The sequence below is a fragment of the Neobacillus sp. S1115 genome (genome assembly GCF_055385565.1).
In genome coordinates this window covers 3,318,189-3,343,566 of sequence record NZ_AP038275.1, presented here as the reverse complement: position 1 = coordinate 3,343,566, position 25,378 = coordinate 3,318,189, and the positions used below count along the sequence as shown (strand labels likewise).

25 protein-coding genes and 3 pseudogenes are annotated in these 25,378 nt (G+C 38.2%); 18 read left to right on the top strand and 10 right to left on the bottom strand.

Annotated features, from left to right (window positions below):
* From rbsC to ACZ5B7_RS16180, 3 genes are all read left to right on the top strand, one after another.
* Nucleotides 1-972, top strand: a complete 972-nt coding sequence (gene rbsC, locus ACZ5B7_RS16190) for a ribose ABC transporter permease RbsC (RefSeq protein WP_464490096.1) — start codon at nt 1-3, stop codon at nt 970-972.
* Nucleotides 973-986: 14 nt separating this feature from the next.
* Nucleotides 987-1,904 (top strand): ribose ABC transporter substrate-binding protein RbsB, encoded by a 918-nt coding sequence (rbsB, locus tag ACZ5B7_RS16185; protein ID WP_464490095.1) that lies wholly within the window; start codon nt 987-989, stop codon nt 1,902-1,904.
* A gap of 242 nt (nt 1,905-2,146) precedes the next feature.
* Nucleotides 2,147-2,383: a hypothetical protein gene (locus ACZ5B7_RS16180; RefSeq protein WP_464490094.1), complete on the top strand. Its 237-nt coding sequence runs from the start codon at nt 2,147-2,149 to the stop codon at nt 2,381-2,383.
* Between the two features lie 174 nt (nt 2,384-2,557).
* Here ACZ5B7_RS16180 and ACZ5B7_RS16175 read toward each other — a convergent pair whose 3' ends face one another.
* Nucleotides 2,558-2,716, bottom strand: coding sequence for a hypothetical protein (locus tag ACZ5B7_RS16175; RefSeq protein WP_464490093.1), 159 nt, complete (start codon nt 2,714-2,716; stop codon nt 2,558-2,560).
* 312 nt (nt 2,717-3,028) lie between these two features.
* Here ACZ5B7_RS16175 and ACZ5B7_RS16170 point away from each other — a divergent pair, with 312 nt between their 5' ends.
* The 3 genes from ACZ5B7_RS16170 to ACZ5B7_RS16160 all read left to right on the top strand — a co-directional run bounded on the left by ACZ5B7_RS16170 (nt 3,029) and on the right by ACZ5B7_RS16160 (nt 5,242).
* Entirely contained in the window at nt 3,029-3,598 is a 570-nt protein-coding gene (locus ACZ5B7_RS16170; RefSeq protein WP_464490092.1) for a dihydrofolate reductase family protein, read from the top strand.
* A 359-nt stretch (nt 3,599-3,957) separates the two neighbouring features.
* Nucleotides 3,958-4,404, top strand: coding sequence for a MarR family winged helix-turn-helix transcriptional regulator (locus ACZ5B7_RS16165; protein WP_464490091.1), 447 nt, complete (start codon nt 3,958-3,960; stop codon nt 4,402-4,404).
* 103 nt (nt 4,405-4,507) lie between these two features.
* Complete coding sequence (locus tag ACZ5B7_RS16160) at nt 4,508-5,242, top strand: glucose 1-dehydrogenase (protein WP_464490090.1); 735 nt, start codon at nt 4,508-4,510, stop codon at nt 5,240-5,242.
* Between the two features lie 109 nt (nt 5,243-5,351).
* On the opposite strand, the pseudogene ACZ5B7_RS16155 reads toward ACZ5B7_RS16160, so the two are convergent.
* The 4 genes and pseudogenes from ACZ5B7_RS16155 to ACZ5B7_RS16140 all read right to left on the bottom strand — a co-directional run.
* Nucleotides 5,352-5,465, bottom strand: a pseudogene (locus ACZ5B7_RS16155) (GNAT family N-acetyltransferase); the annotation flags it as partial.
* A gap of 282 nt (nt 5,466-5,747) precedes the next feature.
* Nucleotides 5,748-5,870 carry an anti-repressor SinI family protein gene (locus ACZ5B7_RS16150; RefSeq protein ID WP_464490089.1) on the bottom strand — a complete coding sequence of 41 codons (123 nt, stop codon included), beginning with the start codon at nt 5,868-5,870 and terminating at the stop codon, nt 5,748-5,750.
* Nucleotides 5,871-6,094: 224 nt separating this feature from the next.
* Nucleotides 6,095-6,232: an anti-repressor SinI family protein gene (locus ACZ5B7_RS16145; protein WP_464490088.1), complete on the bottom strand. Its 138-nt coding sequence runs from the start codon at nt 6,230-6,232 to the stop codon at nt 6,095-6,097.
* A gap of 239 nt (nt 6,233-6,471) precedes the next feature.
* The gene (locus ACZ5B7_RS16140; protein WP_464490087.1) at nt 6,472-6,696 is read right to left on the bottom strand and encodes a hypothetical protein; all 225 of its coding nucleotides are present in this window, start codon (nt 6,694-6,696) and stop codon (nt 6,472-6,474) included.
* A gap of 177 nt (nt 6,697-6,873) precedes the next feature.
* On the opposite strand from ACZ5B7_RS16140, the gene ACZ5B7_RS16135 reads away from it, so the two are divergent.
* Both ACZ5B7_RS16135 and ACZ5B7_RS16130 read left to right on the top strand, forming a co-directional pair.
* Entirely contained in the window at nt 6,874-7,056 is a 183-nt protein-coding gene (locus ACZ5B7_RS16135; protein ID WP_464490086.1) for a DUF2187 family protein, read from the top strand.
* A gap of 291 nt (nt 7,057-7,347) precedes the next feature.
* The gene (locus ACZ5B7_RS16130; protein WP_464490085.1) at nt 7,348-8,310 is read left to right on the top strand and encodes an aldo/keto reductase; all 963 of its coding nucleotides are present in this window, start codon (nt 7,348-7,350) and stop codon (nt 8,308-8,310) included.
* A 114-nt stretch (nt 8,311-8,424) separates the two neighbouring features.
* On the opposite strand, the gene ACZ5B7_RS16125 is transcribed toward ACZ5B7_RS16130, so the two are convergent.
* The gene (locus ACZ5B7_RS16125; RefSeq protein ID WP_464490084.1) at nt 8,425-9,549 is read right to left on the bottom strand and encodes an NADH:flavin oxidoreductase; all 1,125 of its coding nucleotides are present in this window, start codon (nt 9,547-9,549) and stop codon (nt 8,425-8,427) included.
* Nucleotides 9,550-9,772: 223 nt separating this feature from the next.
* Here ACZ5B7_RS16125 and ACZ5B7_RS16120 point away from each other — a divergent pair, with 223 nt between their 5' ends.
* Nucleotides 9,773-11,047 carry an IS110 family RNA-guided transposase gene (locus ACZ5B7_RS16120; RefSeq protein WP_464490083.1) on the top strand — a complete coding sequence of 425 codons (1,275 nt, stop codon included), beginning with the start codon at nt 9,773-9,775 and terminating at the stop codon, nt 11,045-11,047.
* 861 nt (nt 11,048-11,908) lie between these two features.
* Here the strand turns inward: ACZ5B7_RS16120 and ACZ5B7_RS16115 are convergent.
* Nucleotides 11,909-12,799, bottom strand: a pseudogene (locus ACZ5B7_RS16115) (LysR family transcriptional regulator).
* 132 nt (nt 12,800-12,931) lie between these two features.
* On the opposite strand from ACZ5B7_RS16115, the gene ACZ5B7_RS16110 reads away from it, so the two are divergent.
* From ACZ5B7_RS16110 to ACZ5B7_RS16095, 4 genes and pseudogenes are all read left to right on the top strand, one after another.
* A complete protein-coding gene (locus ACZ5B7_RS16110; protein WP_464490082.1) occupies nt 12,932-13,375 on the top strand; it encodes a lipocalin-like domain-containing protein in 444 nt (147 codons plus the stop codon).
* Nucleotides 13,376-13,428: 53 nt separating this feature from the next.
* Nucleotides 13,429-14,189: pseudogene (locus ACZ5B7_RS16105) on the top strand (3-hydroxybutyrate dehydrogenase).
* Between the two features lie 364 nt (nt 14,190-14,553).
* Nucleotides 14,554-14,868: an ester cyclase gene (locus ACZ5B7_RS16100; protein ID WP_464490081.1), complete on the top strand. Its 315-nt coding sequence runs from the start codon at nt 14,554-14,556 to the stop codon at nt 14,866-14,868.
* A 209-nt stretch (nt 14,869-15,077) separates the two neighbouring features.
* Nucleotides 15,078-15,767, top strand: coding sequence for an aspartate/glutamate racemase family protein (locus tag ACZ5B7_RS16095; protein ID WP_464490080.1), 690 nt, complete (start codon nt 15,078-15,080; stop codon nt 15,765-15,767).
* A 74-nt stretch (nt 15,768-15,841) separates the two neighbouring features.
* Here ACZ5B7_RS16095 and ACZ5B7_RS16090 read toward each other — a convergent pair whose 3' ends face one another.
* A complete protein-coding gene (locus ACZ5B7_RS16090) occupies nt 15,842-16,774 on the bottom strand; it encodes a DsbA family protein (protein ID WP_464490079.1) in 933 nt (310 codons plus the stop codon).
* A gap of 175 nt (nt 16,775-16,949) precedes the next feature.
* On the opposite strand from ACZ5B7_RS16090, the gene ACZ5B7_RS16085 reads away from it, so the two are divergent.
* On the top strand, nt 16,950-17,519 hold the full coding sequence (locus ACZ5B7_RS16085) for a TetR/AcrR family transcriptional regulator (protein ID WP_464490078.1): 570 nt from the start codon (nt 16,950-16,952) through the stop codon (nt 17,517-17,519).
* A gap of 82 nt (nt 17,520-17,601) precedes the next feature.
* Here the strand turns inward: ACZ5B7_RS16085 and ACZ5B7_RS16080 are convergent, their stop codons facing one another.
* Nucleotides 17,602-18,414 (bottom strand): IclR family transcriptional regulator, encoded by an 813-nt coding sequence (locus ACZ5B7_RS16080; protein ID WP_464490077.1) that lies wholly within the window; start codon nt 18,412-18,414, stop codon nt 17,602-17,604.
* 450 nt (nt 18,415-18,864) lie between these two features.
* Between ACZ5B7_RS16080 and ACZ5B7_RS16075 the strand changes: the two genes are divergently transcribed.
* From ACZ5B7_RS16075 to ACZ5B7_RS16065, 3 genes are read left to right on the top strand one after another with little or no spacing between them, the layout of a single operon-like run.
* On the top strand, nt 18,865-20,013 hold the full coding sequence (locus ACZ5B7_RS16075; protein WP_423798050.1) for an acyl-CoA dehydrogenase family protein: 1,149 nt from the start codon (nt 18,865-18,867) through the stop codon (nt 20,011-20,013).
* A 23-nt stretch (nt 20,014-20,036) separates the two neighbouring features.
* Nucleotides 20,037-21,314: an MFS transporter gene (locus tag ACZ5B7_RS16070; RefSeq protein ID WP_464490076.1), complete on the top strand. Its 1,278-nt coding sequence runs from the start codon at nt 20,037-20,039 to the stop codon at nt 21,312-21,314.
* A gap of 21 nt (nt 21,315-21,335) precedes the next feature.
* A complete protein-coding gene (locus ACZ5B7_RS16065; protein ID WP_464490075.1) occupies nt 21,336-22,520 on the top strand; it encodes a thiolase family protein in 1,185 nt (394 codons plus the stop codon).
* A 309-nt stretch (nt 22,521-22,829) separates the two neighbouring features.
* Here the strand turns inward: ACZ5B7_RS16065 and ACZ5B7_RS16060 are convergent, their stop codons facing one another.
* The gene (locus ACZ5B7_RS16060; protein WP_423802629.1) at nt 22,830-23,216 is read right to left on the bottom strand and encodes an ABC transporter ATP-binding protein; all 387 of its coding nucleotides are present in this window, start codon (nt 23,214-23,216) and stop codon (nt 22,830-22,832) included.
* Nucleotides 23,217-23,464: 248 nt separating this feature from the next.
* On the opposite strand from ACZ5B7_RS16060, the gene ACZ5B7_RS16055 reads away from it, so the two are divergent.
* Nucleotides 23,465-25,372 carry a 3'-5' exonuclease gene (locus ACZ5B7_RS16055; RefSeq protein WP_464490074.1) on the top strand — a complete coding sequence of 636 codons (1,908 nt, stop codon included), beginning with the start codon at nt 23,465-23,467 and terminating at the stop codon, nt 25,370-25,372.
* Nucleotides 25,373-25,378 lie beyond the last annotated feature (6 nt).

The window sequence follows — 25,378 nt, the reverse complement described above, 5'->3', positions numbered from 1 at the left end:
ATGAACGCAATCAATGAAACTGCTAAAGCCGGCAAGGGGAAATTCTTGAATACGGTGACACAAAAGCTTGGGCCGCTGCTCGGACTTATTATCTTATTTGTGATTGTTTCAGTACTAAACCCAAGTTTCCTAGAACCTTTAAATATATTAAATTTACTGCGCCAAGTCGCGATTAATGCGCTGATTGCTTTTGGGATGACATTTGTTATTTTAACAGGGGGCATTGATTTGTCCGTAGGGTCGATTCTTGCGCTGGGAAGTGCTTTAACGGCAGGAATGATTGTCTCTGGTCTTGACCCAATCTTAGCGATTATCATCGGCTGTTTACTCGGCGGCATCATGGGAATCGTGAATGGTCTCTTGATTACAAAAGGAAAAATGGCCCCATTCATTGCCACCTTGGCAACGATGACGGTTTTTAGAGGGTTAACACTTGTTTATACAAAAGGGAATCCAATCACAGGGCTTGGCGATAATTATTTATTCCAGTTATTTGGCCGAGGATATTTCATGGGAATACCTGTTCCAGCTGTAACGATGATTATCATGTTTGTAATATTGTATATTATTCTTCATAAAACACCATTTGGACGAAAAACATATGCAATCGGAGGCAATGAAAAGGCGGCTATTATTTCAGGTATTAAAGTGTCCAATGTTAAGGTAATGATTTACGGTCTGACTGGTTTATTGTCTGCACTGGCAGGGGCCATTTTAACATCACGGTTGAATTCCGCACAGCCAACAGCAGGTACGTCTTATGAATTGGACGCCATTGCGGCGGTCGTATTAGGCGGGACAAGCTTATCAGGCGGTAAGGGAAGAATTTTTGGAACGCTAATTGGTGCTTTAATTATTGGTACGTTAAACAACGGCCTGAATCTTTTAGGTGTATCTTCCTTCTATCAAATGGTAGTAAAAGGGATTGTTATTGCCATCGCTGTCTTACTTGACCGGAAGAAATCAGCATAAGGAGCGGATTTTTCATGAAAAAATTAGCTGTATTACTCATATCACTGTCACTATTGCTTTTGGGCGCCTGTTCGATGCAGCCTCCTGAGTGGGCAAAGCCGGCGAAAAAATCGGATTTAAAAGATATTAAGATTGGTTTGTCTGTTTCAACATTAAATAACCCATTCTTCGTTTCACTAAGGGATGGTGTTCAAAAAGAGGCAAAGGCATTAGGCGTACAAGTAAAAGTAGTCGATGCGCAGAATGACTCTGCCAAACAAATTAATGATGTTGAGGATTTAATTCAGCAGGGTGTTGACCTCTTGTTGATTAACCCAACCGATTCTGCAGCGATCTCCACAGCTGTTCAATCTGCTAACACGATCGGAATTCCGGTGGTTACGCTCGACCGTTCGGCAGAAAAAGGGAAGGTTGCCACATTAGTAGCTTCCGATAATATAAAGGGCGGGGAAATGGCCGCAGATTATATTGTCAAGAAGCTTGGCGAAAATATTCAAGTAGCTGAACTTGAAGGTGTTCCAGGTGCCTCTGCAACACGTGAAAGAGGAAAAGGTTTCCATAATATCGCAGATCAAAAATTAAAGGTAACGGCAAAACAATCTGCTGATTTCGATCGTACCAAGGGATTAACCGTTATGGAAAACCTGCTTCAAGCAAACCCTGATATTAAGGCAGTCTTTGCTCATAATGATGAAATGGCACTCGGTGCTATTGAAGCGATTAATAGTTCTGGTAAAGACATCATGGTCATTGGTTTTGATGGAAATGACGATGCCTTAAACGCGATTAAAGCAGGAAAAATGGAAGCAACCGTTGCGCAGCAGCCAGATTTAATCGGAAAGCTTGCGATTGACGCAGGTATAGATGTACTCAAAGGGAAGAAAGTTCCTAAAAATATCCCTGCTCCACTCAAACTTGTCACAAAAGAATAAACAAAATTGAGGCACGGGGTGGTTCCCGTGCCTTTGAGGCATGGGGACGGTTCTCGTGCTTCAAAGAATGCTAGAAATCTTGGGGACGGTTTGAGACCACCAATTTGGCAAAATAGTGTTGTCAAGAAACGATTATCAAGAAGGGATTTTCTGTACATACAGACAAAAATATGCAATTTTGAATAAATGTATAATGTAAGAAATGGAAAAGTTTGCTAATATATTCTGTAGAGGTGATGGGTATGAATTTAAAGAGTTTCATCATAACTTTTGGGTCGTTCGTTTTAACAACTGCCTTCCTTTACTTAATTGGTTATGTGTTTACTATTCCTATGTTCATGTTTCATTACGAATATACAAATAACGCAAATGGTTTTTTTATGACAACTGGTTCATTGCTGCCAATCATTTTCGGTTTAGTTATTAGTTTTTTTACGGAAAGGGTTTATTTATATAAACAGCGAAAAAAGCTTAGTTAATTTTGCCAAGTTTTATTTCTCAGCGGTAATGAATTATTTAAGTCCTTAAATACCAATTTTCAGTCGGCCGAAAGATAGGCAAGTTCTTACCTATCTTCGGCTTTTTACAAATAAGGGAAACCAAATGAGGAAATATGAGATAAAGTCATGGGCAATAACCAGGCATCGCCAGCATTAAACTTTATCCTCTCGCTCCGTAACTACTTTTTCCTCGCCACATCGGTTACATACAAACCAAGTTGCTATATATCCCCATCCATCAGGTCTCTTATTGTTTTCTTCATAAACATGACCTTTTAATTTACAGGTGATTTTCGCTAAAATACTCACCATAAAAACCTCCTTCAATTAAAAGTTAATTTCTTGTCTTTTTATCTCTATGCTGCAAAGCTTGTCATCGTTGTTTTAAGTTTTCATTACTATCATTACAAAGAATTATTTGATCTGTCTTAAGTTAAGGCTCGCGGGAGATAAAGGGACAGACTAGATAAAGTACATTTCACATAAGTCCTATACCTGTTAATATGAAAATACACATTAGTTATAACTTTATTGGGTCTCCACCGTTACGAGACAAATTGTCCAAGGGTAGGCCGTGGCACAAGGTTTAAAATCCGGTTGCCATTTTAAAGGGAGGAAGAACGGATGTCCATTACCACAGGATCAAGAAAAATACTATTAGATTTAGCCGTTACGTTAGATGGTTTTATTGAAGGAAAAAATGGGGAAATTGACTGGTGCATCATGGATTCTGAGATGGGGTTTGTTGATTTCTTACATCAAATTGATATTATTCTGTATGGAAGAAAAAGCTACGATTTATGGGGACAATTTACTCCAGGCACGGAAGATTCTGATGCCGATAAAGAAATTTGGGAATTAGTTCATAGCAAAGAAAAATACGTGTTTTCCAGAACGCAAAAAGGTACTGATAATAAAGCCATCTTCATCAACGATCATATTCAAGAAGAAGTCAATAAATTAAAGAATAAGCCCGGCAAAGACATCTGGTTATATGGCGGGGCAAGTCTTATTACGACTTTTATCAATTTAGGGCTTGTTGATGAATTTAGATTATCGGTTCACCCTGTTATTTTGGGAGAAGGAAAACCGTTGTTTATTGATATTAAACAGAGATTGAATTTAAAACTGGTTGATACAAGAACGTTCTCCTCTGGCGTTGTACAACTAATCTATCATTTGAATAGGAATTAATCATATTGAATATGTTGACCAGCTGGACAAATCTTTGTGGAACACATTGCTAACAAAGCTGTAATCCAGCTGGTAAACACACCGAGACGGTTCTATTGTCTCAATAATTGGTGCAAAGGTACCAAGTTGAAGGAGCATTTTTAATCAACCATCAAATCCCTAATCGCCACAAAATTACAAGATTACAATGAATTTTAGTTTACATATAAACATTTTGAATTTATAATGTTCACAGATAAACATTCTAATGTTTATTTTATGTATCCTTAGCTTCCAGATTCAAATAAATATAATACAGGTCAAACTTTCATGGATAGATGGGGGGATGATCCAAATACGTTAGCTAGAAGGAGTTTTAAATGGACAGTCATAATAATATTTTCAATCTAACACATATGATTCAACAGATTACCAATGAAAATATTGTTCGATTTACAAACGAATATTCTTACCCAATTGGTATATCAACAATTGTTGTTTTAGCCGAAATAGAAGCCAGGGGACCTTTAAAACAAATTGATTTAACAGAGTCATTGGGATATTCAAAAAGTACGATCACGAATATGGCAGAAAAACTTGTTAAGCTTGATTTGATAGAAAGAACTTACGATATAAGTGATCGAAGGACGGTCTATCTCAAAATCACAGATAAAGGAATAAATGCTTTACAAGAAGCTGAAGCGATCGGAGAAAAAATTCATTCGGAATTATTCAGTATTCTTTCTGAGGAAGAACTTTCAAACTACATTGAAATTCAAAAAAAATTATTAGCTAATATTTCAAGTAATAAAAAGTTATCATTTTAGTCTCATATCGTTATTTAAGGGCTATCAGAAGCCCTAAAAGTATTATGAACTAGACAAATAAATATACGAAGCAAAAATATAGTAATGGAAGAGGAGAATCTCTATGGCTCGTTTAAAAGAAAAAGTTGCAATTATCACTGGTGCTGCACAAGGTATGGGTGCAGCTCACGCTAGACGCTTTGTAGAAGAAGGCGCAAAAGTTGTTTTAACTGATTTAAATGAAGAAAAAGGCAGCGCGTTAGCAAGTGAATTAGGTGAAAACGCTTTGTTTTTAAAACAAAATGTTACGAGTGCGGAAGATTGGGCCAATGTTGTTGCTAAGGCTGAAGAAAAATTTGGACCAGTCAATGTTTTAGTAAACAACGCTGGTATTACAATGGCGAAATCTATACTAGAAACGACAGAGGAAGAATACCGGCGCATCGTGGATATTAACCAAGTTTCTGTATTCTTAGGAATGAAAACGGTAATTCCATCCATGCAAAAATCAGGTGGCGGCTCTATTGTAAACATATCTTCCATCAATGGTATTGTTGGCGGTGCTGTCGGCTATACAGATACAAAATTCGCTGTTCGCGGCATGACAAAAGCTGCTGCAATGGAATGTTCACACTATGGCATCCGCGTCAATTCTGTCCATCCAGGTGTAATTGCAACTCCAATGGTCGTGCAGGAAGATACAAAAGCGGCGGTAGAGGAATTCGCGAAACATATTCCTTTAAAACGAGTTGCGCAGCCAGAAGAAGTAACCAACCTTGTTCTTTACTTAGCATCTGAAGAATCAAGCTACTCAACTGGTGCAGAATTTATCGTGGATGGCGGAATAACTGCAATGTAACGCCTGTACGAACGGGAGAGTTCAATTAGATGGTTGTGCTTTTATTAAAAATATTTTTTATAGCTAAAAAGAGAAATCCACTCCTAATTCCATTGGAGTGGATTACTTTTTATTCCTTAGGATTTATTATGGCTAAAATCTGATGGTCTTCCCATTTACCATTTATTTTACCATTGCTCTTAGAAATCCCTTCTTTTTCAAAACCAGCCTTTTCTTTCACTCTAGGGAGTTTAATTGAACAAGGAATATTTAAAATAGATGAGGTGATAAAAGTGAAGGTATTGAACCTATATAGATATAGAAATCGATATTGAGCTTATAAGTTCTTTGAAAATAAACTAAGTGAAGGCATTTTTGTAAAGTAGATGGGTTTGGAATTCCTTTGCGTTTTCTATTGCGATTTTATAGAGATAACGGGCAGACCTAATAAATAGGGATAAGCTAATAAATGCCCCATTAGACCAAAATTGAGCGATGGAAGCAAAAAAAAGACCTTATTTACAGGTCAAAGGACAATCTTTAGAAAATGTCTAATTTCAACTGCAGTAATTCCTAAATTTAGAGCTTCTAAGATGAGATCTACCCATTCACTATCTAGTTCTTCTTCCGCAGAAAGTGTTGTTTCCATAAAGCCTCCTATAAAATTGGGGTATTAGCTATTAGTCGTTTTAAAGATTAAAACTTTAAAGTCTCATAAGAAAATATTAATACAAAAGCTGTATGTAAAAAATGGTAAAAAAACCAAAAATTTCGACAGCATTATGATGCGATTTTTCTAAGGTACGCTTTAATGTAATAACGCTAACACTGAACTAAATGAATAAAGTAGCGGTAAGGTAACGATAAACTCTACTAATATTTTTGGTTTTTTCTCTTCTCTTTTTCCTTTTCTAAAAAAATCTTAAAATCTTCTTTTGTAATACTAGATTTCATAGCTTCTTTTACTAACTCAATCCATTCTTTAGGAAGATCAGACTCGTTTTTTTTCATAATTAACCCTCCATTTATTGTGAATTAGAATACTACTCTCAATATAATTTTCGTGACACAACAGTTATATCCTGGGGTGCCAAAGCTAATGAAAAATAAATGAAAAATACGTAATAGAAAATTCATGTGGCTCTCATATTATGGAAATAATGTACTTAATTATGCTGCTGCAGGAATGTAGCAAGGCATTCGTTCCTCAAGTCTGGTGTTTGGGGAGATAGCCTTGCGAGGTTTTCTTCCTATTTTGTTTTAGTAAAGATTTTTCCATTATTTAACTCACACCAATCCGATAATTCGTCATAGGTTTCCTTATTCCCGTATTTTTCAACAAAAGCTTCCTTATTTTCGAATACTTCCATTTCACCATTTTCTAGTAATGTGACCATTTGATAAGGATTTAATTGAAAAACCTTGGAAACAGCTATTAATTCACCTATATGTATATTATCCGCGATATTTTCCATTATTTCCGCTCCTTTTACAGATCGAATCTAATTAAAACTTCTTAAAGTATTCTCCAAAAGTGTTTATATTATTTAGCTGCCTTACCTAAAAAGTCATACCGATGGACCAGACTTCTTTTTTAAAAAGATAATGCATTTTTTTATCTTTGCTGAAAATAATAAGTTCAGGGTGATAAAATGGCAACTGCTAAAATAGGGGACAATATTTCATTTAAGCGTGACGGGGAAAGCTATGAAGGAATTGTTAAGGTTGTAAGAGAAAATTCTGTTATTGTTGAGTACGGATACAATAAACAAAAAGACGAACCAATTACAACCATAGTCAATCATAAAAATTATAAAATTTCTAAGTCAACTTAATGAAAATTGCACTTGAATTAACATGTGCTTTTGTTAAAAATGGGATTGCTCTGCGGCTCTCCCATTTTCTTATTGTGTTAACGGTTAGTTTAGGAGTGTGTTATTATATTTACTTAACAAATCTAATTTAATATTGAAAAATACTCACTAGTAAAATTTCGTAGAGACAATATAGGTATTGGCGGGAAGCTTCATTCAGGTACGTAATATTGGAACGAGCAAATCTCTTGTGAAAACGGAAACAATAGCAAATAATTAGAACATTCAAAGCAGGGAATGGAGTGAAACGTAATGAAATTCGTAAAATTGCAAAATGAGAAAATCCCTCCGATCGCCCTTGGTACCTGGTCTTGGGGCACTGGTGCAAATGGCGGGGATGCGGTTTTTGGAAATTTTATTTCAGAAACGGACTTAAAGCCGATATTTGACGCGGCGATGGCTGCCGGATTCAATTTATGGGATACAGCGGCTGTTTATGGGATGAACGCTTCGGAGAATATTTTGGGAAGTTTCATTAAAGGCAGGGAGGATGTGCTAATCTCCACTAAATTTACTCCACGAATGGCCGGAGACAATGACAACGCAGTTGAGGAACACTTGAACGGAAGCCTAAACCGGCTCGGTGTAGATCATGCTGATATTTATTGGATACACAGCCCGGAAGATGTGCAAAGATGGACACCAAAACTTATCCCTTTAATGAAAAGTGGAAAAGTAAAACATGTGGGGGTTTCCAATCATAATCTCGACGAAATTAAATTGGCAGCCAGTATCTTGGCGGAAGCAGGACTAAAAATTTCAGCTGTCCAAAACCATTACAGCTTGCTTTACCGTTCATCGGAAGAAGCCGGTATTATTGATTACTGCAATGAAAATAATATCGTGTTCTTTTCTTATATGGTATTGGAACAAGGTGCATTGACTGACAAATACAATCCGAAAAACCCTTTGCCAAGTGGCACCAGAAGGGGCGATGCATTTAATCCAGACGTACTTGCCAAAATCGAAAGCTTAATGGAAGTAATGAGAGAAATCAGCAGCAAACATAATGCATCAACTGCACAAATTGCCACTGCTTGGTCCATTGCAAAAGGAACAGTACCGATTATTGGTGTAACGAAAATCTCTCATATTGAGGATGCTATAAAAGCGGCCGAGGTCAATTTGACTGCCCAGGAAATCTTTGAACTTGAAAAAGCGGCAAAGGAAACCGGCGTTGAGGTCAAAGGCGCGTGGGAAAAGCCAATGCATTAACATAAAAATGAGCACTCTACTTAGTTTTGAAACAAAGGGGGCCGTAACTGGCCACCCTTTGTTATATTTCTGTATTAGTTGCAGCCTGATAAAACGCACGGTTCTCGATTGTAGTTAAATCAGCTGTTTCTCTGATTCCTTCGTATAATGCACTACTTGATCAAGTTTGCCATTCTTGAGTTTTACTGCCCATTCTGGATCAGCTAGCACAGCACGGCCTACGGCCACATAGTCAAATTCGCCTGCTTTGATTTTTTCATCTATAATTCCGAGATTGTCAACAATTGTTACATTATCATTATCCTGATTGCTCAGATAGGCGCGGTTAATTCCAACAGAACCGACAGCAATCGTTGGCTTTTTAGTAATTCGTTTCGTCCAGCCTGCCAAGCCTAATGATGGATCTTCATCTTTAAATTCAGGTTCCCATATTCGTCTTGTCGAGCAGTGGAAAATATCTACGCCAGCTTCAACCAAAGGGGTGAGCAATTGTTCAAGTTCAGTAGAGTTATTCGCTAATTTAGCTTGATAATCGGTTCCTTTCCATTGTGAAAAACGTAAGACAATCGGAAAATCAGGCCCGACTGCATTCCGGCAAGCACGAACAATATCTGCCGCGAATTTTGTCCGCTCTCCTAGATCCCCGCCATACTCATCTGTCCGCTTGTTCGTTAATTCCCAAAAAAATTGATCAATTAAGTAGCCATGCGCTCCATGCAATTCAATTCCGTCAAAGCCGATACGCTTCGCATTTGCTGCAGCTTCGGCGTATGCATTAATCATTTCCGTGACTTCTTCTTTTGTTAGAGCCTTTATTTTCTCATTTCTTTGGCCTCTTAAAGTATATCCAGACGGGCTCACAGGAGGTGCGTCAATATTTGGTTCACTTCCTGCTTTCCGTGCGGCACCTACATGCCATAATTGTGGAATGATTTTGCCACCTGCTTCATGTACTTCCTTCACTACATTTGCCCAGCCATTTAAGGCGTCCTCACCATAAAAACGGGGGATATCGGGGCTCACTACTGCAGCTGGGTGGTTGATCGCTGTTCCTTCAGTTATGATGAGTCCAATCCCATTCTCTGCACGTTTGCGGTAATATTGTGCAACGTTTTCCCCTGGGATACCTTCTGGTGAAAACATTCTTGTCATTGGGGCCATCACTAACCGGCTTGCTAATATTTCATTTCCAAACTGTACAGATTGAAACAAAGTATGACCTGCGTACTTCTGATCCAAGGCTGGCACTTCCTTCTATTTATTGTTTAATCTTGTTTCCTCTATTCTACCAATTACTCTATATAAATATAAACCTATAAGTCTTATGTTTTTATAATTTTCAAAAAAAGTACTTAGCATTCCTGTAGATCGTTATTTTTCGACTTTGAAAAAAATAGAGCTCCTCAGTAAGATATGAGTATAGAGACCAATCTAACTCAAACCTTAAGGAGGAACCCCTATAATGAAGTTTAAAATGCAAAACAAACAAAATCAACTAATAGAAAGAATTTCAGTTAAACATCTAGTTGTTGGAGTTGATATTGCGCAACAATTTCACGTAGCTAGAGCTGTAAATTTCCGTGGAATTATAGTCGGAGATCCAATTACATTTAAAAATACCGAAGAAGGATTTGCTAGTTTTCTAAAATGGATTAAAAATCTTCAAAGATTAAACAACCTGGATGAAGCTATTGTTGGGATGGAGCCAACTGGACACTACTGGATCAATCTTTCAAAATGGCTTTCTAATCAAGATATTGAAGTAGTAACTGTAAACCCACATTTAGTAAAAAAGAATAAAGAAAATCGTGATAATACTCAATCAAAAAGTGATAAAAAAGATGCCTTAGTTATCGCTGATATGGTAAAGAACGGTTATTATTCTGAAGTTAGGTACACATCGGAAACATTCGAAAAACTTAGGATCCTGATGTCTAACCGTGATGTAGTAGTTAAACGCCTTGTTAGTTCTATTAATCAATTAAACCGTTGGGTAGATATTGTCTTTCCTGAATTCCGACAGGTATTTAAGGATATTACGGCTAAAGGGGCAATCACAACCCTTCGTTTATTCCCGTCCCCTATGGACTTAGAGAATATGCAGCCTCACGAGGTTATTACAGGTTGGAAATCTGTGATGAAGAGGCACCCTGGATTAAAGAAAGCCCTATTACTCCTCCAGTTGGCTAAGAAATCTGTAGGTACTAGACAGGCACTTGATGCCTATAAATTTCATTTAGAGCAGCTATTAGAGGAATATGACTTAGCCGTAAAACAACTCGAAAGAGTGGAACAACAAGTTACCGCTGCACTAAATAAAATACCTTTCGCTAAGATGTTACTTGCCATAAAGGGGATAAGTGAAATTTCTTTAGCTGGGATATTGGGTGAAGCGGGGGACTTAAGTCGTTTTACTCACGGTAATTCCCTTCTTCGCCATGCTGGATTGCATTTAGTCGAAGCAAGTTCAGGGAAATGGAAAGGTCAAATTGTCATTTCCAAGCGAGGACGCTCCAGACTAAGGCGATTCCTTTACTTAGCTACAATTAGTCTTGTAGTGAATAACCCAGAATTTCGGGCATTACATTCTCAAAATGTCAAAGTAAAAAAAATGAAGAAAATAAAATCAATTATGAAGTTAATTGGCAAGTTGGCCAGGATCTTTGTAAGTATATCTAGACGAAACGAATCATATTGTCCTGATAAAATCAAACCATTATCACCGTTGGCAGCTTAATGAAATTTCAGAAATAAAGATTATTTATCGCCCTGAAATAAATAATATTGGACACTCATATTAATCGAATGTTGGCATATTCGCAGGATTTCAAATATGTACGGAGTACCAGATTCTATTTTCGTAAGGGCACAGACCCATTTAATTAGCAAAACTGGCCTCCACCCCTTGGATAGGCATGACGAAGGAATGATAGGGCAGACGACCCGTTGAGACATGGGAGGGAAAGCCTCCAGGGGAGGCGTGGAGATGTACATTATATGGTAAAATATGGGGAACTAATTCGCTCCTCTATTTGACTATGCCTTCACGAAGCCATAATGATTTAAACTTATTTCATTTTATCGTTAACGCTAAATCAAGGGTTATGAAATCCTGCGAATAAGCGAGTATTCGAGAGAAAATCGTATTAAACTGAGGGAGTAAATAGCGCTATATCAACACAAATTATTTTTGAGTGATAGTAAAATAAGCGAAGATTTTTCCGTTAGATGTAGAATAGGGTTCATTCCGGCGTAAATAAGGGAAGGTTTTCCGCTTAAACAAAGCAAAATCCCCAATACTGAAGTTTTTTCAGTCAATAGGGGAAATTTCTTCGCCTATTTAAGTTATTTTTAATTTTATTTACTAACTAAGGGAAATTCCTACGCTTATTTACTTTAGTATCAAATGAACACAACTTACGGTTCTTTAGCCAGATAAAGAAAATTTTAAAAAAGGCTTAGAGAGACATTTTCATCTCAAAGCCTTATGGACTTTGCAATATACTATGATTTGTGTTGTGAAAATTATGTGATTTACTATGTGGTTGGGTTTGTGATTTACCGTTTAGCACCTCACAAGTAAAGCAAAAAGTTCGACTTACCGCTCTAAAGCCATTTTTAAAAACTCTATCCAAGTCCGTGTCGCATAGGATAGATAACTATCTTTTCTCCAAGCTATTCCTAAATGCCAATTTATTTGTGGTTCCATCAGAGGCAACATTTTTAATTGTAAATGCTGGTGATCCATTTCATTAAAATGGCTTTGCGGTAGTATGGTTATTCCTTGATTAAGCGATACCATTTCCATCATAAAATTCCATTGTGAGGGTTAACAGATAATAGAGGGTTCAAAGCCTAGTCTTCTGCATTCCTCTAAAATCGTATCATGGATTGTAAAACCTTCACGATAGATGATAAAGTTTTCATTAATCAAATCCTCCCACTTGATGCTTTCATTTTTAGCCAAAGGATGATTTTGATTAACTAGAATACGTAAGTCTCCTTCTAAAAAAGGGAAGAACTCAAATACATCCAGATCGATGGGGTAGGGCATTACCACCAAATCCAGCTCTCCCTGCATTAATGCTTTTTGTAGATTGGCAGCACCATCCTCCACAAATCGAACACGAATCTCAGGATATAGCTTGTGAAATTCAGCAATCATTTTAGAGAGAAGTTTCGTTCCCAGCATGGGGAAGATCCCAATCTTCACATAACCCTTCTGACTATTCTTTGTATCATCTAATTCCTGATAAAACTGTTTTACTAGTTGGTGCATTTGCTGTCCATATTGGAAAAGAAGCGCACCTGCATCTGTCAGTTCTAGTTTTCGAGTTGTACGGATTAACAGCTTTACGTCTAATTCCTCTTCTAAATCTTTAATCACATTGCTGATATTTGGCTGGGATGTATATAAAGCCTCTGCCGCTTTTGAAAAACTACCGTTCTTCACGACTTCGGAAAAGTATTGTAATTGTTTTAGCTCCATGGTTTCACCCTATTTATAATGATTTCTAATAAATTCTATAATATATATGTATTTAACTTATAAGTATAAACAACTTAAACTATACAAGTAAAGCATACTAAAAAAGACCAATTAGGAGGATTAAATTCACTAATGGAAAAAACATTAAAAGAAATAGTAATAGGGATTTGGAGCCTCGTTTCTTATGAAGTGGAAGATAAAGATGGGAACATTACATACCCAATGGGAAGTGAGTGTACAGGTTTTATTATGTACCACCCAGAAGGGGATATGTCTGCGCAAATGATGAGTCCTGGACGGCCAAAGTATGCATCGGGCGCACTTCATAAAGGGACGCAAGAAGAAATGGCTGCAGCGGCAGAAGGCTATCTTGCTTATGCTGGTCCATTTGAAGTGGATGAAGAAAATAACATTGTCACTCATCATATGTCTGTCAGTATGAATCCAACATGGCTGGGGGATACGCAGCCACGTTATGTCAAGCTGAATGGGGACCTGCTTGAAATTGCTAGCCCGCCGATAATTGTAGATGGAAAAGAGCAAAATACGAAGTTGGTTTGGAAAAAAATAAAGTAGTTATTGAAAACAAGGGGCCAAGGTAGATTTTTAAACATAGGGGGATCAACATCATGTCAAAACAAGCAGAACGAACAGTTATTGTAACTGGTGCCGCACAGGGCATCGGTTATGCGATTGCAGAATCATTCATCAATAATGGCGACTTTGTTGCGATTTTAGATTTAAATTTGGATGCTGCTGAAAACGCAGCTGCTAAATTAGGAAATGCAAAGGGATACAAGGTCGACGTTGCGAATGAAGAAATGGTTAAAAGTGTAGTAGAACAAATCATTTCAGAGCGTGGAACGATTGATGTGTTGGTTAACAATGCAGGACTGCAGCATATAGCTAAAGTGGAGGAATTCCCTTTAGAAAAATGGAATCTTTTACTCGGTGTTATTTTGACGGGGACATTTCTTATGACGAAACATGTCATTCCGACGATGAAAAAGCAACACAAGGGACGAATCATCAATATATCTTCCGCGCATGGCAGAATTCCTGACGCCTATAAATCTGCCTATGTCGCTGCAAAATTTGGGGTAGTTGATTCACCCAAACAGCAGCACTTGAAACGGCTCAGGACGGGATTACTGTCAATGCGATTATGCCTGGACCTGTGCGAACAGAATTAATTGAAAAACAATTACCTAAATTAGCAGCAGAGGATGGGACTTCTGTAGAGGAAGCCCTAAACCATCATATCTTAGGAAAACAATGGATGAAACGCCTGCTAGAACCCTCAGAAATTGGAGCCACCGCTGTTTTTCTAGCCTCAGACGGTGCCGCAGCCATTACAGGTGAGGGCATTGGTGTAACAGGTGGAATGTGATGCATGGGTGATGCATGGGGACGGTTCTCGTGCCTCATTGATTGTGGCTGATTGTGAATGATTACGCTCTGAGTATTAGGAGACTGCTTGCATGTGCCACGCGAAAGGTATGAGCTTGATATGTTTATCATCCCATAAAGAATAAATGCCAACTATCTCAAAGATAGTTGGCTTTATTCGTGATATTGGAAGTAGGTGGCGATTAATTGAACAAAAGGTAAAGATTGGATCGCCACGGCAATTTTTTTCTTGTAGGGCTATAGTGGCAGTTTAAGAAGGAAATTGTTCGATTGGTAACGAAAATAATAGTTTAACGATAAGAGGAAAATTAAGTTATGTTTAAACCTAGAAATGGAGTCAGATTATGATTAGTTCAGAGAAAAAGAAAGTAGTAGAGCGGTGGTTTTTTGAATTTTTTACAAAAGGAGATTTAAGCGTTATAGATGAAGTAACCACAGAAGATTTTATTTATCATGGGTCTAATGGTGATTCTACTCGTCAGAAGCTAAAGGACTTTATGGGGTGGTATCGCACCTGTTTTCAAGACGATCAATGGGAGTTAAACGATTTTATTGAACAAGATAATAGGCTGGTTGTTAGATATACAGGTCACAGCACGTATAAAGGTGGCTGGTTTAATATTCCTTCTACAAACCAAGGGTTAAGGAAACCGGCATAATGATCTATAATTTTGAGGGAAAAAAGGTTAAAGAGCTTTGGTGCGAGTTATCAGATGCAAATGTGCTGTATCAATTAGATGCACTTCCAAAGGGAACTCATGAAACCTTCGAAAATTAAAAGCAAAATAGGACATACCCCAGAAGCTAACGGAATGGAAAGATTTAAGAAAACAATTTATTAATTATCCATTAAATGGAGGAGAAGCAGTTGAAAACTATCGGTTTAATAGGCGGAATGAGTTGGGAGTCTTCCATAGAATATTACCGAATCATCAATGAGGAAGTTAAGCGGCAATTGGGCGGATTACATTCGGCAAAGTGCATTTTATATAGTGTTGATTTTGATGAAATCGAAAGTTACCAGGCTAGTGGAGAATGGGAATCCGCGGGGCTCGCCTTGGCTGAAGCCGCTCTGTCCTTGGAAAAAGCCGGAGCAGATTTCATTGTGATTTGCACCAATACCATGCACAAGGTCATCGATTCTATTAATGAAAAAATACATATACCGATTCTACATATAGCAGACGCAACAGTTAAACAAATACAGACTCTGAAGATTAATACGATTGGGTTACTTGGCACGAAATATACTATGGTAGAAGACTTCTACAAATCTAGAATTGAGGCAAATGGGATAGATGTATTGATCCCCGATAAAGATGAGATCGAGCGAATCAACAGTGTGATTTATGAGGAATTATGTGTAGGCACGATCAAGCAAACCTCGAAAGAATATTATAAAAAAGTGATCGAAAATTTAGTGGACAGGGGAGCCGAAGGGATTATTTTAGGATGTACAGAAATTGGATTACTGGTGAAACCAGAGGATTCTGTAGTTCCACTGTTCGATACAACAGTCATCCATGCTATTGAATCGGTAAATAAAGCGTTAGAATAAGGACGGTTCTCGTGCATCATTTCTTATGGCAAAAGTGATGCACGAGAACCGTCCCCGTGCATCTTTATTCTCCCTTATTTTGTAATAGTGGTAAAATACAGTTCTCCTAGAATTTCCTTCACTTGATAGCTTTTTGGTGAAAGTTCTTTGCCAGCAAAGCTGCTAATCTCCGATTTTTCAACATCATACATCACTTCAATTTCTTTTGAAAACAGAAGTTTCTCTTTTTCAAGCAAGGTCGAAAGAGGTGATTGTTGTTTTGGTTGTAGTTCTTCCAGATTTAGAACTTGCTGTAACCCGGAAGCATAGTTTTCCAATGAGCGGGCACCGACAATTTTTACCCCTTTATTTTCTTCATTGACGATAATAAGCGTTGGGAATCCACGAACACCGAGGTTTCGTGCCAACATGAAATCTTCATTTAATAATTGCTGTCCGGTTTGTTGTTCTGCTTCATTTACAATAGCTTTTCCATCAAGTCCAAGCTTGTTGACAATCTCTATCAAAATGTATTCATCTGAGATATTTTGATTAAAGGCGAAAAGGGCTTCTCTTGCACGTCGCAAATATTCAAAGGCCAATGCGTCGTTATGATTTTTTTGAATCACTTTAAAGACACGAGAAGGGGGATATGATGACTGAACGGGATTGTCAATCATGAGCGATCCATCAATTGGCATGCGGGAAATTTCACCAACTTCTCTCCAGTGACCAGCCACGTCCGCAGGTTTAAAGATTCCATTTGCAGGATCGATAGGTCCATCATGCCATTTTTCAAGCAACCCGCCCATAACCGTATGGAATTTAAAATGCTGTCCATACTGCTCTACAAAACGGCGAAGAACTGGTTCGAGTGCCCAGCAATGAGAGCAGATCGGGTCCGTCACATAATATACATTAACGGTTTTCTTTGGTTGATTGAAATCAATGATTTCCATATTTTCCTCTTCAACTACACCACATACACCTGATTCTAAGTCACAAATCAAGTTATTATTTTCATTCATTTCGAGATTCCTCCTTTGTTTTTGTTAAAAAAGTTGCTTACTTAGAATTGATTTCATATTTGTTGTACAATTGGATTGTAGTACATAATGAAAAACACCAATACCAATAGATAATTGGATTTATCGTATATACAACACATTTGAAAAATTGTCGAAAAAGTGGAGGTTTTTTTGAATGGATCAGGAAAAAACGGACCCCAGAATTCTTCGGACACGTAAATTAATCATGGATTCGTTTATTGAACTTTCAGGAAAAAAGGAATTCAAGGATATTACCATTAAAGATATTACAACAGAGGCCATGGTCAACCGTGCGACATTTTATTATCATTTCGAGGATAAATATGACTTATTAGAAAAGGTCCTATCAGAGGTCCTATTGATCAATTTGAATTCCAATCAGGTTGAGCAAAACGAACTAAATGAAGAAACGATTGTTAGTATTTTCGTAGCCATTACAAATTTTCAAAATTCCTTATCCAATCGCTGCCATAGAGGCTATGAAGACACCATCGCCCGCATCATAAGGGACCAATTAGAAATTATTTTTTACAAAATGTTGTTAAAAAGGCATTCAATGGACGAAAATGAAGCACTAAACAGAACAGCTGTCATGCTAAGCTGGGGAATCTACGGAGCATCTGTAGAGTGGAGAAGAAATAGAGAGGTACCACCGGAAGAATTTATCAAATCGCTTATTCCTTTTATTATGTATGGGTTTGATTTTGAGCCTATAAACCAATAGATATTACCAAAAAAAGGCCGGTTTTGTTCTGATTCCGGCCTCTCCGAAAAAAAGCAGGTAAGTTTAACAAATATGGAATTTATCATCCTTTTAAGATAGGTTCTTTTCCTCCCAGTACTTCTGTAATACTTCTTGCTGCCTTTTTAAGTTTGTCTCCACAAATAGAAACATAATCTTCGTCTAAATTTGTAGCAAAACCGAGACAGGCAATAACCATGGCAACTTGGCCGCTATAATCAAAAATGGGGGCTGCAATACCGAATACCCCTGGTGTATGTTCTTCATAACTTATTGCAAATCCCTTACTACGAACTTCTTTTAAGCTTTCCTTATACGTTTCTAAGTCTGTAATCGTCTTATCGGTAAATTGTTTCAAATTTACTTTTTTAAGAATTTCTTCCATTCTATGTTCCTCCATATAGGCCAGGTAACACTTACCGAAGGAGGCACTCGTTATTGGGAAATGCTGCCCTAATTTAACAGACACATGAACATGGTAATCTGGAACATCCAGCTCTTCCTTTGCGACGTACATTAAGCGATTATCGGAGATGGGTTCAAGTAAAACACTTGTCATCCGCGTTTCCTCACACACCCATTTAAGGTGGGGCTGAGCCAGTTTGAGGTAATCAATAAATTCCGATGCACGAGAACCTAAAATGATAAGATAGGAGCCAAGACTATACTGTTTTGAGTCTGCATCATACGAAACGAATCGATTATGATTTAATAATTTTAAGATTCTATGACATGTACTTTTGTTGATTGATAAATTTTTTGAGATTTGCGACAACGAACGTTCTTTACTCTTATATCTACTTAAATATTCCAAAATCTTAATCGCGGCCTCAAGCGCAGGGACCTCCGATTTTTCTCTTTCATTGGGTGTATCCATTACGTAAACTCCTTTTTAATAATCTCCCGTAAATCAATTATACAGGGTTAAAGGAAAAAGCAAATATGCCGTACAATTATTCCTTATGTATATTTTCAGAAAAAACAAAAAGATATAATGTGTCAAATTATAAATTGTAAACCCTTAATTGTCTAATATTTTATTTTATTAGAAAAATTAAAAATATTATTGACGAATTAATTGAATGAATAGTATTATTGTTCCAATAGTGGTACACAATTCCCTGTGTGAAATTATAATATAAATCTCTTAAAGTAGCTATTAGCCCAACCATTTAGGGAATAGAAATTTTTTTGAGATGTTTGTTCCGTATACGGAACAATTGGTTTATATGCGGAACTTATTCATCTGATTAATCCTCTCCATCGGATGAAATAGTCGAAATCATCAGGGCAAACGATTTTATTATAAGGAAGGAAAGTGAAAAAGATGGATTTTCGATTTTCAGAAGACATTCAATTTTTAAAGCAAAGCATTCGCGATTTTATTGATAGTGAAGTAGATCCATTGGCAATGGAGATAGAAGAGAATAATGAAATTCCTGAAAAAATCATGAACATGTCCAAGGAAATGGGATTGTTTGGATTGAGTATCCCGGAGGAATATGGCGGAATCGGTATTGGTATGGTGGGGAAATGTGCGATTTATGAGGAATTAGGAAGAACCCATAATGGCTATACCACTGTCATTGGTGCTCATACTGGGATTGGGTCTGTAGGGATAGTCGAAATGGGGAATGAAGAACAAAAGCGGAAGTATTTGCCGCCGATGGCAAGGGGAGAAATGATTGGTGCTTTTGCTTTAACGGAACCAAGTGCTGGCTCAAATGCAACAAATTTGAAAACAACTGCCGTAAGAAAAGGCGACAAATACATACTGAATGGGAGCAAACATTATATTACCAATGCTCCGATAGCCGATGTCTTTACCGTCATGGCTGTGACAGATCCTTCTAAAGGTGCAAAAGGCATTACGTCCTTTATTGTTGAAAAGGATTTTCCAGGCTTTACAATTGGAAAAAATGAAAAGAAAATGGGTCTCCGTGGATCCCATTCAGCCGAAATTTTCTTTGAAGATTGTGAAGTCCCAGCAGAAAATGTTCTCGGTGAAGAAGGTCAAGGTTATGTAAACGCTTTAAAAATTCTTGCCAATGGACGGGCAGGACTTGCAGCACGTAATTTAGGTTCTTGCGAAAAGCTGTTGGAAATGTCTATCCAACATGCCAATTCGCGAATCCAATTTGGTAAACCAATTTTTGAACAGCAAATCATTCAACATTATTTGGCTGATATGGCTCTTGATATCGAATCATTACGGAGCATGACTTATCGTGTGGCTTGGATGGTGGATCAAGGGATGAAGGTTATCAAAGAAGCCGCAATGGTAAAACTCCTTGGTTCTGAAGTTTATAATCGCATCGCAGATAAAGCGGTACAAATTCACGGAGGCCTTGGCTATATTGCGGAATTCCCAGTGGAACGTTTTTATCGGGATGCTAGAATAACGAAAATTTATGAAGGAACTTCCGAAATCCAGAAAAATATTATCGCGGCACAGTTGAAAAACGAATACCTTTAATCAAAGAAAAGAGGAGATTGATAATGCGTTGGTTTATTCTTCTGCTATTGTTCTTAGGGGCAGTCGTAAATTTTGCAGATAAATCCATCATTGGACTTGCAGCTGCACCTATCATGAAAGAGTTTAGTCTTAGTCCTGTGGAGTGGGGGCTGGTAGGAAGTAGTTATTACTGGCTTTATCCCGTAACAGGTATCTTTGGAGCAGCACTTGCGGATAAATATGGAACTAAAAAAATACTTGCAGTGGTCATGCTGTCGTGGACAGCTTTACAATTTGGTGTTTTGGCCATTGCAGCATTACCCCTTTTAATCATTTATCGAGTTTTGTTAGGGGCATTCGAAGGACCGTACAGTCCGATTGCCTATAACCATGCCGATAAGTGGTTCCCGCCGAAACTAAAAGGTTTTGCTAATTCCATGATCGTTGGCGGCGGTACTGTTGGGGCCATGATTGCTGCGCCAATCCTCGTTTCTTTAATTACCATTTTTGGATGGAAGATCGCATTTGCGATTCTGGGTGCAGTAAGTTTTGTCTGGTTCTTGTTGTTTCAATTCTTCACAAAAGAAAATCCAGTTGAGGTCTATAAGGAAGTACAAAAGAATAAGAAAGCGAAGATTGAGAAACTCAAATTAAAAGATTTCCTATTACTTTTGGCGTCGCCAACTGCCTTATTTACCACACTTGCCTATTTTTCAACTTATATCCTTGTTGTTTGGTTTTCGGTTTGGCTGCCTATTTATTTAGTAGAATCCATAAAAATGTCTCCGGCGCAAATGGGATATGGCGTAATGGTCATTGGGATTGTTTCTGTGGTCATTTATACAGGTATTTCCATGCTATCAGATTATTTATTTAAGAAAAATCAAAATTGGCGTTCATCTAGGGTATTCGTTGTTGGAGGCTCCATGATCGTGGGTGCATTATTGTTTGCGTCTATAATGATTTTCCAAAATCCATTCTGGGTTATTGCGGCATTGTGTATAGCAAAAGGTCTTGCCTATACCATTTTACCAATCGGGCCAACCATTATGATTAATGAAATGCGTGAACGGGGCGGATTAATGACAAGTATTTTAACATCGTCAGGTAATCTCGCTGGTATTGTTGCCCCGCTTTTAACCGGGTATATTATCAGCTTAGCTGGGGGAGATAAATTGGCTGGTTATAATTTATCTATCCTGTTTATGGCTGGTGCGGTTTTCATATTCGGCATACTGTTTGCCATTTTTGTTAAACCATCTATATTAAAAGGCACGGACAAGGATCAAGGATTGGATTATTTAGAAGCGAAATCTTCGTAATGTGTAGAGGAGAGGAAAAACATGAGTGATAATATTGTAATTGTGAGTGCTGTTCGAACACCAATTGGACGTTATGGCGGTGCATTTAAAGAAATCAGTTCAGGCCATTTGGCGAGTATTGCCATTACGGAAGCCGTTAAAAGAGCAAATATAACGCCTGAACAAGTGGAAGAGGTTATTTTTGGAGAGGTTAGACAAAGCACCGAATCCTCAAATGTAGCAAGGGTTGCAGCCCTTCGTTCAGGTATTCCTGAAACGGCCCCTGCCTTTACTGTTAATAGATTGTGTGCCTCTGGGATGCAGGCAATTGCTTCAGCTGTCCAGCAAATCAGCTCAAACCAGGCTAAAATCGTCGTTGCCGGCGGTACGGAAAATATGAGCAGGGGGCCAATCTATCTCAGAAATGCACGTTTCGGCGGGGATCGTACAATACTAGTAGATTCCAACACAGAAGCAGGGCAGCAGCCTCAAGAATTATATGGAAAAGACTTGGGAATGGGGATTACGGCTGAAAATGTAGCTGAAAGATATCAAATCTCAAGAGAAGATCAGGATGCTTTCGCAGTGGAAAGCCAAAGAAGGGCTGCAAAAGCGATAGCGGATGAAAAGTTTAAGGCAGAAATCGTGCCAGTCGAAGTGAAAGAAAGAAAAGGTACACGAATCATTGATACGGATGAGCACCCTCGTCCTGAAACAACATTGGAAAAACTTTCAAGCCTAAAGCCGGCCTTTAAGGCAAACGGAACCGTTACGGCAGGCAATGCTTGCGGTAGGAATGACGGAGCTTCTGCATTAGTTTTAATGAAAGAAAGCGAGGCTGAACGCTTAGGGTTAAAACCGCTTGCAAGGATAGTAGATTGGTCAGCTGTAGGCGTCTCCCCTGAAGTAATGGGGATTGGTCCGGTTCCGGCTGTTACGAAACTATTAGAACGGACTGGGAAAAAAGTAGAAGATATCGGTCTTTTTGAATTAAATGAAGCTTTTGCTTCTCAGGCACTGGCTGTTATTCGTGAACTAAAGCTAGATGTAAATAAAGTCAATGTGAATGGGGGCGCTATTGCTCTAGGACATCCGGTTGGAGCGACTGGTGCCCGAATTGTGACAACGCTCATTCATGAAATGATTGATCGTCAAGAAAGATACGGAATCGCCACACTTTGTGTTGGAGGCGGCCAAGGCATGGCGATTATGGTTGAAAAGGTGTAAGAAAGGTTTCTTTAGTTTGAAGCTTGATTAATTTAAGAATAAAAGCCGACTGTCCCAAATATAGGGTAGTCGGCTTTATTCATGAGTTAGAAATAACCTTCACACCTTCATCCGTTCAGGCAGATTCTGTATCGATTGCACCACTAAATCCAGCTTCGATTCAATCGATAAAGCAGATAGAGTGTCACAACGATAGGGATCATACTTCTACCAGCAATATTTTAGCCGAGATACATTGTATATTTATTGCGACATGTCTCTTAAATGATTTTCTAGTAAAAGGGATGCGCGAACCGTCCCCGTGTGGCATTATTTTTTCCTTAGTACACCCTTTTTCACCAAATTAATTAGCGTCCCTTTATTCTTATACCTTTGATAAGCAATTAACCTATTCAAATCTTTAACGGTTAATTCAGTCGGGGCTATTGCTAATTGGAATTCGTTCTTTACTTTATCGAGTATAGAAAGAGCATACTCTATTTGTTTGGCGGTTAATTTATAATCATCTTCGCCCGCCGTTTGTTTTTCGCTGACTTTTTCCGCAACGACATTTTCAATTGTCGCTGCATGCTCTTTCAGTTTTGCATTAATTAATGCCTCGACATCCGCTTGGCTGATGGTCGGTTCCTTTGGTTGAGGCGCAGTTTGTGTTGTCTTAAAAAATTTATCAAGAATTCCTTTAATCAATATCTCCACTCCACTTTCATAAGAGTTCTCATATGTATTATATTTTACTAGGATAAATCTTCCACTCTATTATGAAATAAGTCCTATCGAAATGACAATACTTTTGTTGAAACATGGGGACGGTTCTCGTGCCTCATATTCTAGCAAAAGTGAGGCATGAGAACCGTCCCTATGCATCTTTCCATGCATCTTTTATTTAGGTCAAACGCACTATTTGTAGTATAATGGAGAAAATTGCAAATTTTGGAGTGGTTGTTATGGCGATTACGATTCCTGAAACTATTCGATCATCAGCCACGACGGGAGAAAGGTTATTTTTTCGAACTTTGAAAACTTATCTTCCAGATGATTACATAGTGTACTTCGAGCCTGAGATACAAGGCAAAAGGCCTGACTTTGTGATTATTGGTCCTGACCTCGGTATCGTTGTGCTGGAAGTGAAAGATTATACAAAAAATACACTATTCCAACTTAATCACGATGAATGGCATATTGTGACGACTTCCGGCGATCAGGCGGTCATTAAAAGTCCAATGAAACAGGCCAGGGATAATATGTTCCATGTTGTGGATGTCTTGAAAAAAGATAAAAACCTTGTTCAATTGGATGGAAAATATAAATTTCAATTAAAATTCCCATATGGCCATGGTGTTGTATTTACGAGGATGTTTTCCAAGGATTTTGTACAAGAGGGGCTTTACACGGTTATTGAACCTCACCTTTGTTTGACAAGGGATGAAATTGACCCGGAGAAGGAAGGATTTTCAGAAGAGATACTAATGGAAAAGATCCTGAATATGTTTGTCGTCCCGTTTCGCCTAAGGGAACCACTTTCATTAGAGGACATTAATGCTATTCGTTATCATTTATTCCCTGAAGTCCGGATTAGTGCTGAATTTAAAGCGCCTGTCCCTTATCAAGATCAACTATTGTTATCGCTGCATGATATTAAGACAATGGATCTTCACCAAGAGAATTTGGCAAAGCAGATTGGTGATAAGAACCGCCTGATTCGCGGGGTTGCCGGGAGCGGGAAAACGATTATTTTAGCAAGCCGGGCGAAAATGTTGTCAAAACAAAACCCTAATTGGAAAATCCTAATTCTCTGTTACAATATTTCGCTGGCTAATGCCATCCAGCAAATGATTACATACATGTTGAATGAACCGGAGGATCTTTTCGATTTTGATCCAAATGTGAAGACTGTGCAAAATCAAAACATCATCGTTCGTAACTTTCATTCTTGGTTAAAGAATGATTTAAAAATCAAGGAGCAGCAGCTGCCTGAAATTATTGAAAAAATCGAGCGTAAGGAAGCGATTCTTCCAACGTATGATGCGGTTTTGATTGACGAAGGACAGGATTTTGAAGCCGACTGGCTAAGGCTAGTGAGCTTGCTCATCAACGCTGATACTCAATCACTCTTATTAGTAGAAGACAGGGCACAGACCATTTACAAACGCAAACGCTCCTACCTTCAAGACACAGGTTTGAGCTTTCAAGGACGTTCAAAGGTGTTGTCGATCAATTATCGAAACACCCAGCAGATTGTCAAGTTTGCTTGGGATTTCTACTGTGAACATTCCATGTTTAAAAATAAAGTCGTTAATCGGGAATTGGAAGGGGAAATCATTGCGCCGCAAAGCACAAAGAGGAAAGGACCGGAGCCGGGCATCTTAAAGTCGGCCAACTTCTTTAATGAAATGAGACTGGTTGCCCGCCAGATTAAGAAGTTGAATGAAGATCGAAAAGTGCCTTTTGATGAAATGTTAATCCTTTATAGGGTGAAACGAACACATCAGTATCCGATTATTGATATTATTAAGCGTTCTCTATCTGAAACTGGTTTACCGTTTTTCTGGATCACTGAAAATGATGTTTCCAAGCGTTCCTATAAAAAAGATGATGGCAAGGTTAAAATTAGCACTATTGACAGCAGTAAGGGCTTGGATTTTCGTGCGGTCTTTATTGTCAATGTGGATTCGATGCCATTTCCGCTTGAAGACGATAAAGAGAGGGAGGTCTCTCTATTGTATATTGGGATGACAAGGGCGAAGGAGTATTTGTGCTTGTCTTATTCTGCAGAATCAGAGTACACGAAATATTTAGATCAAATCCTCATGATAAGAAACAAGAAGAAAGATGGTATGGAAAGGGTCAATTGAATAATT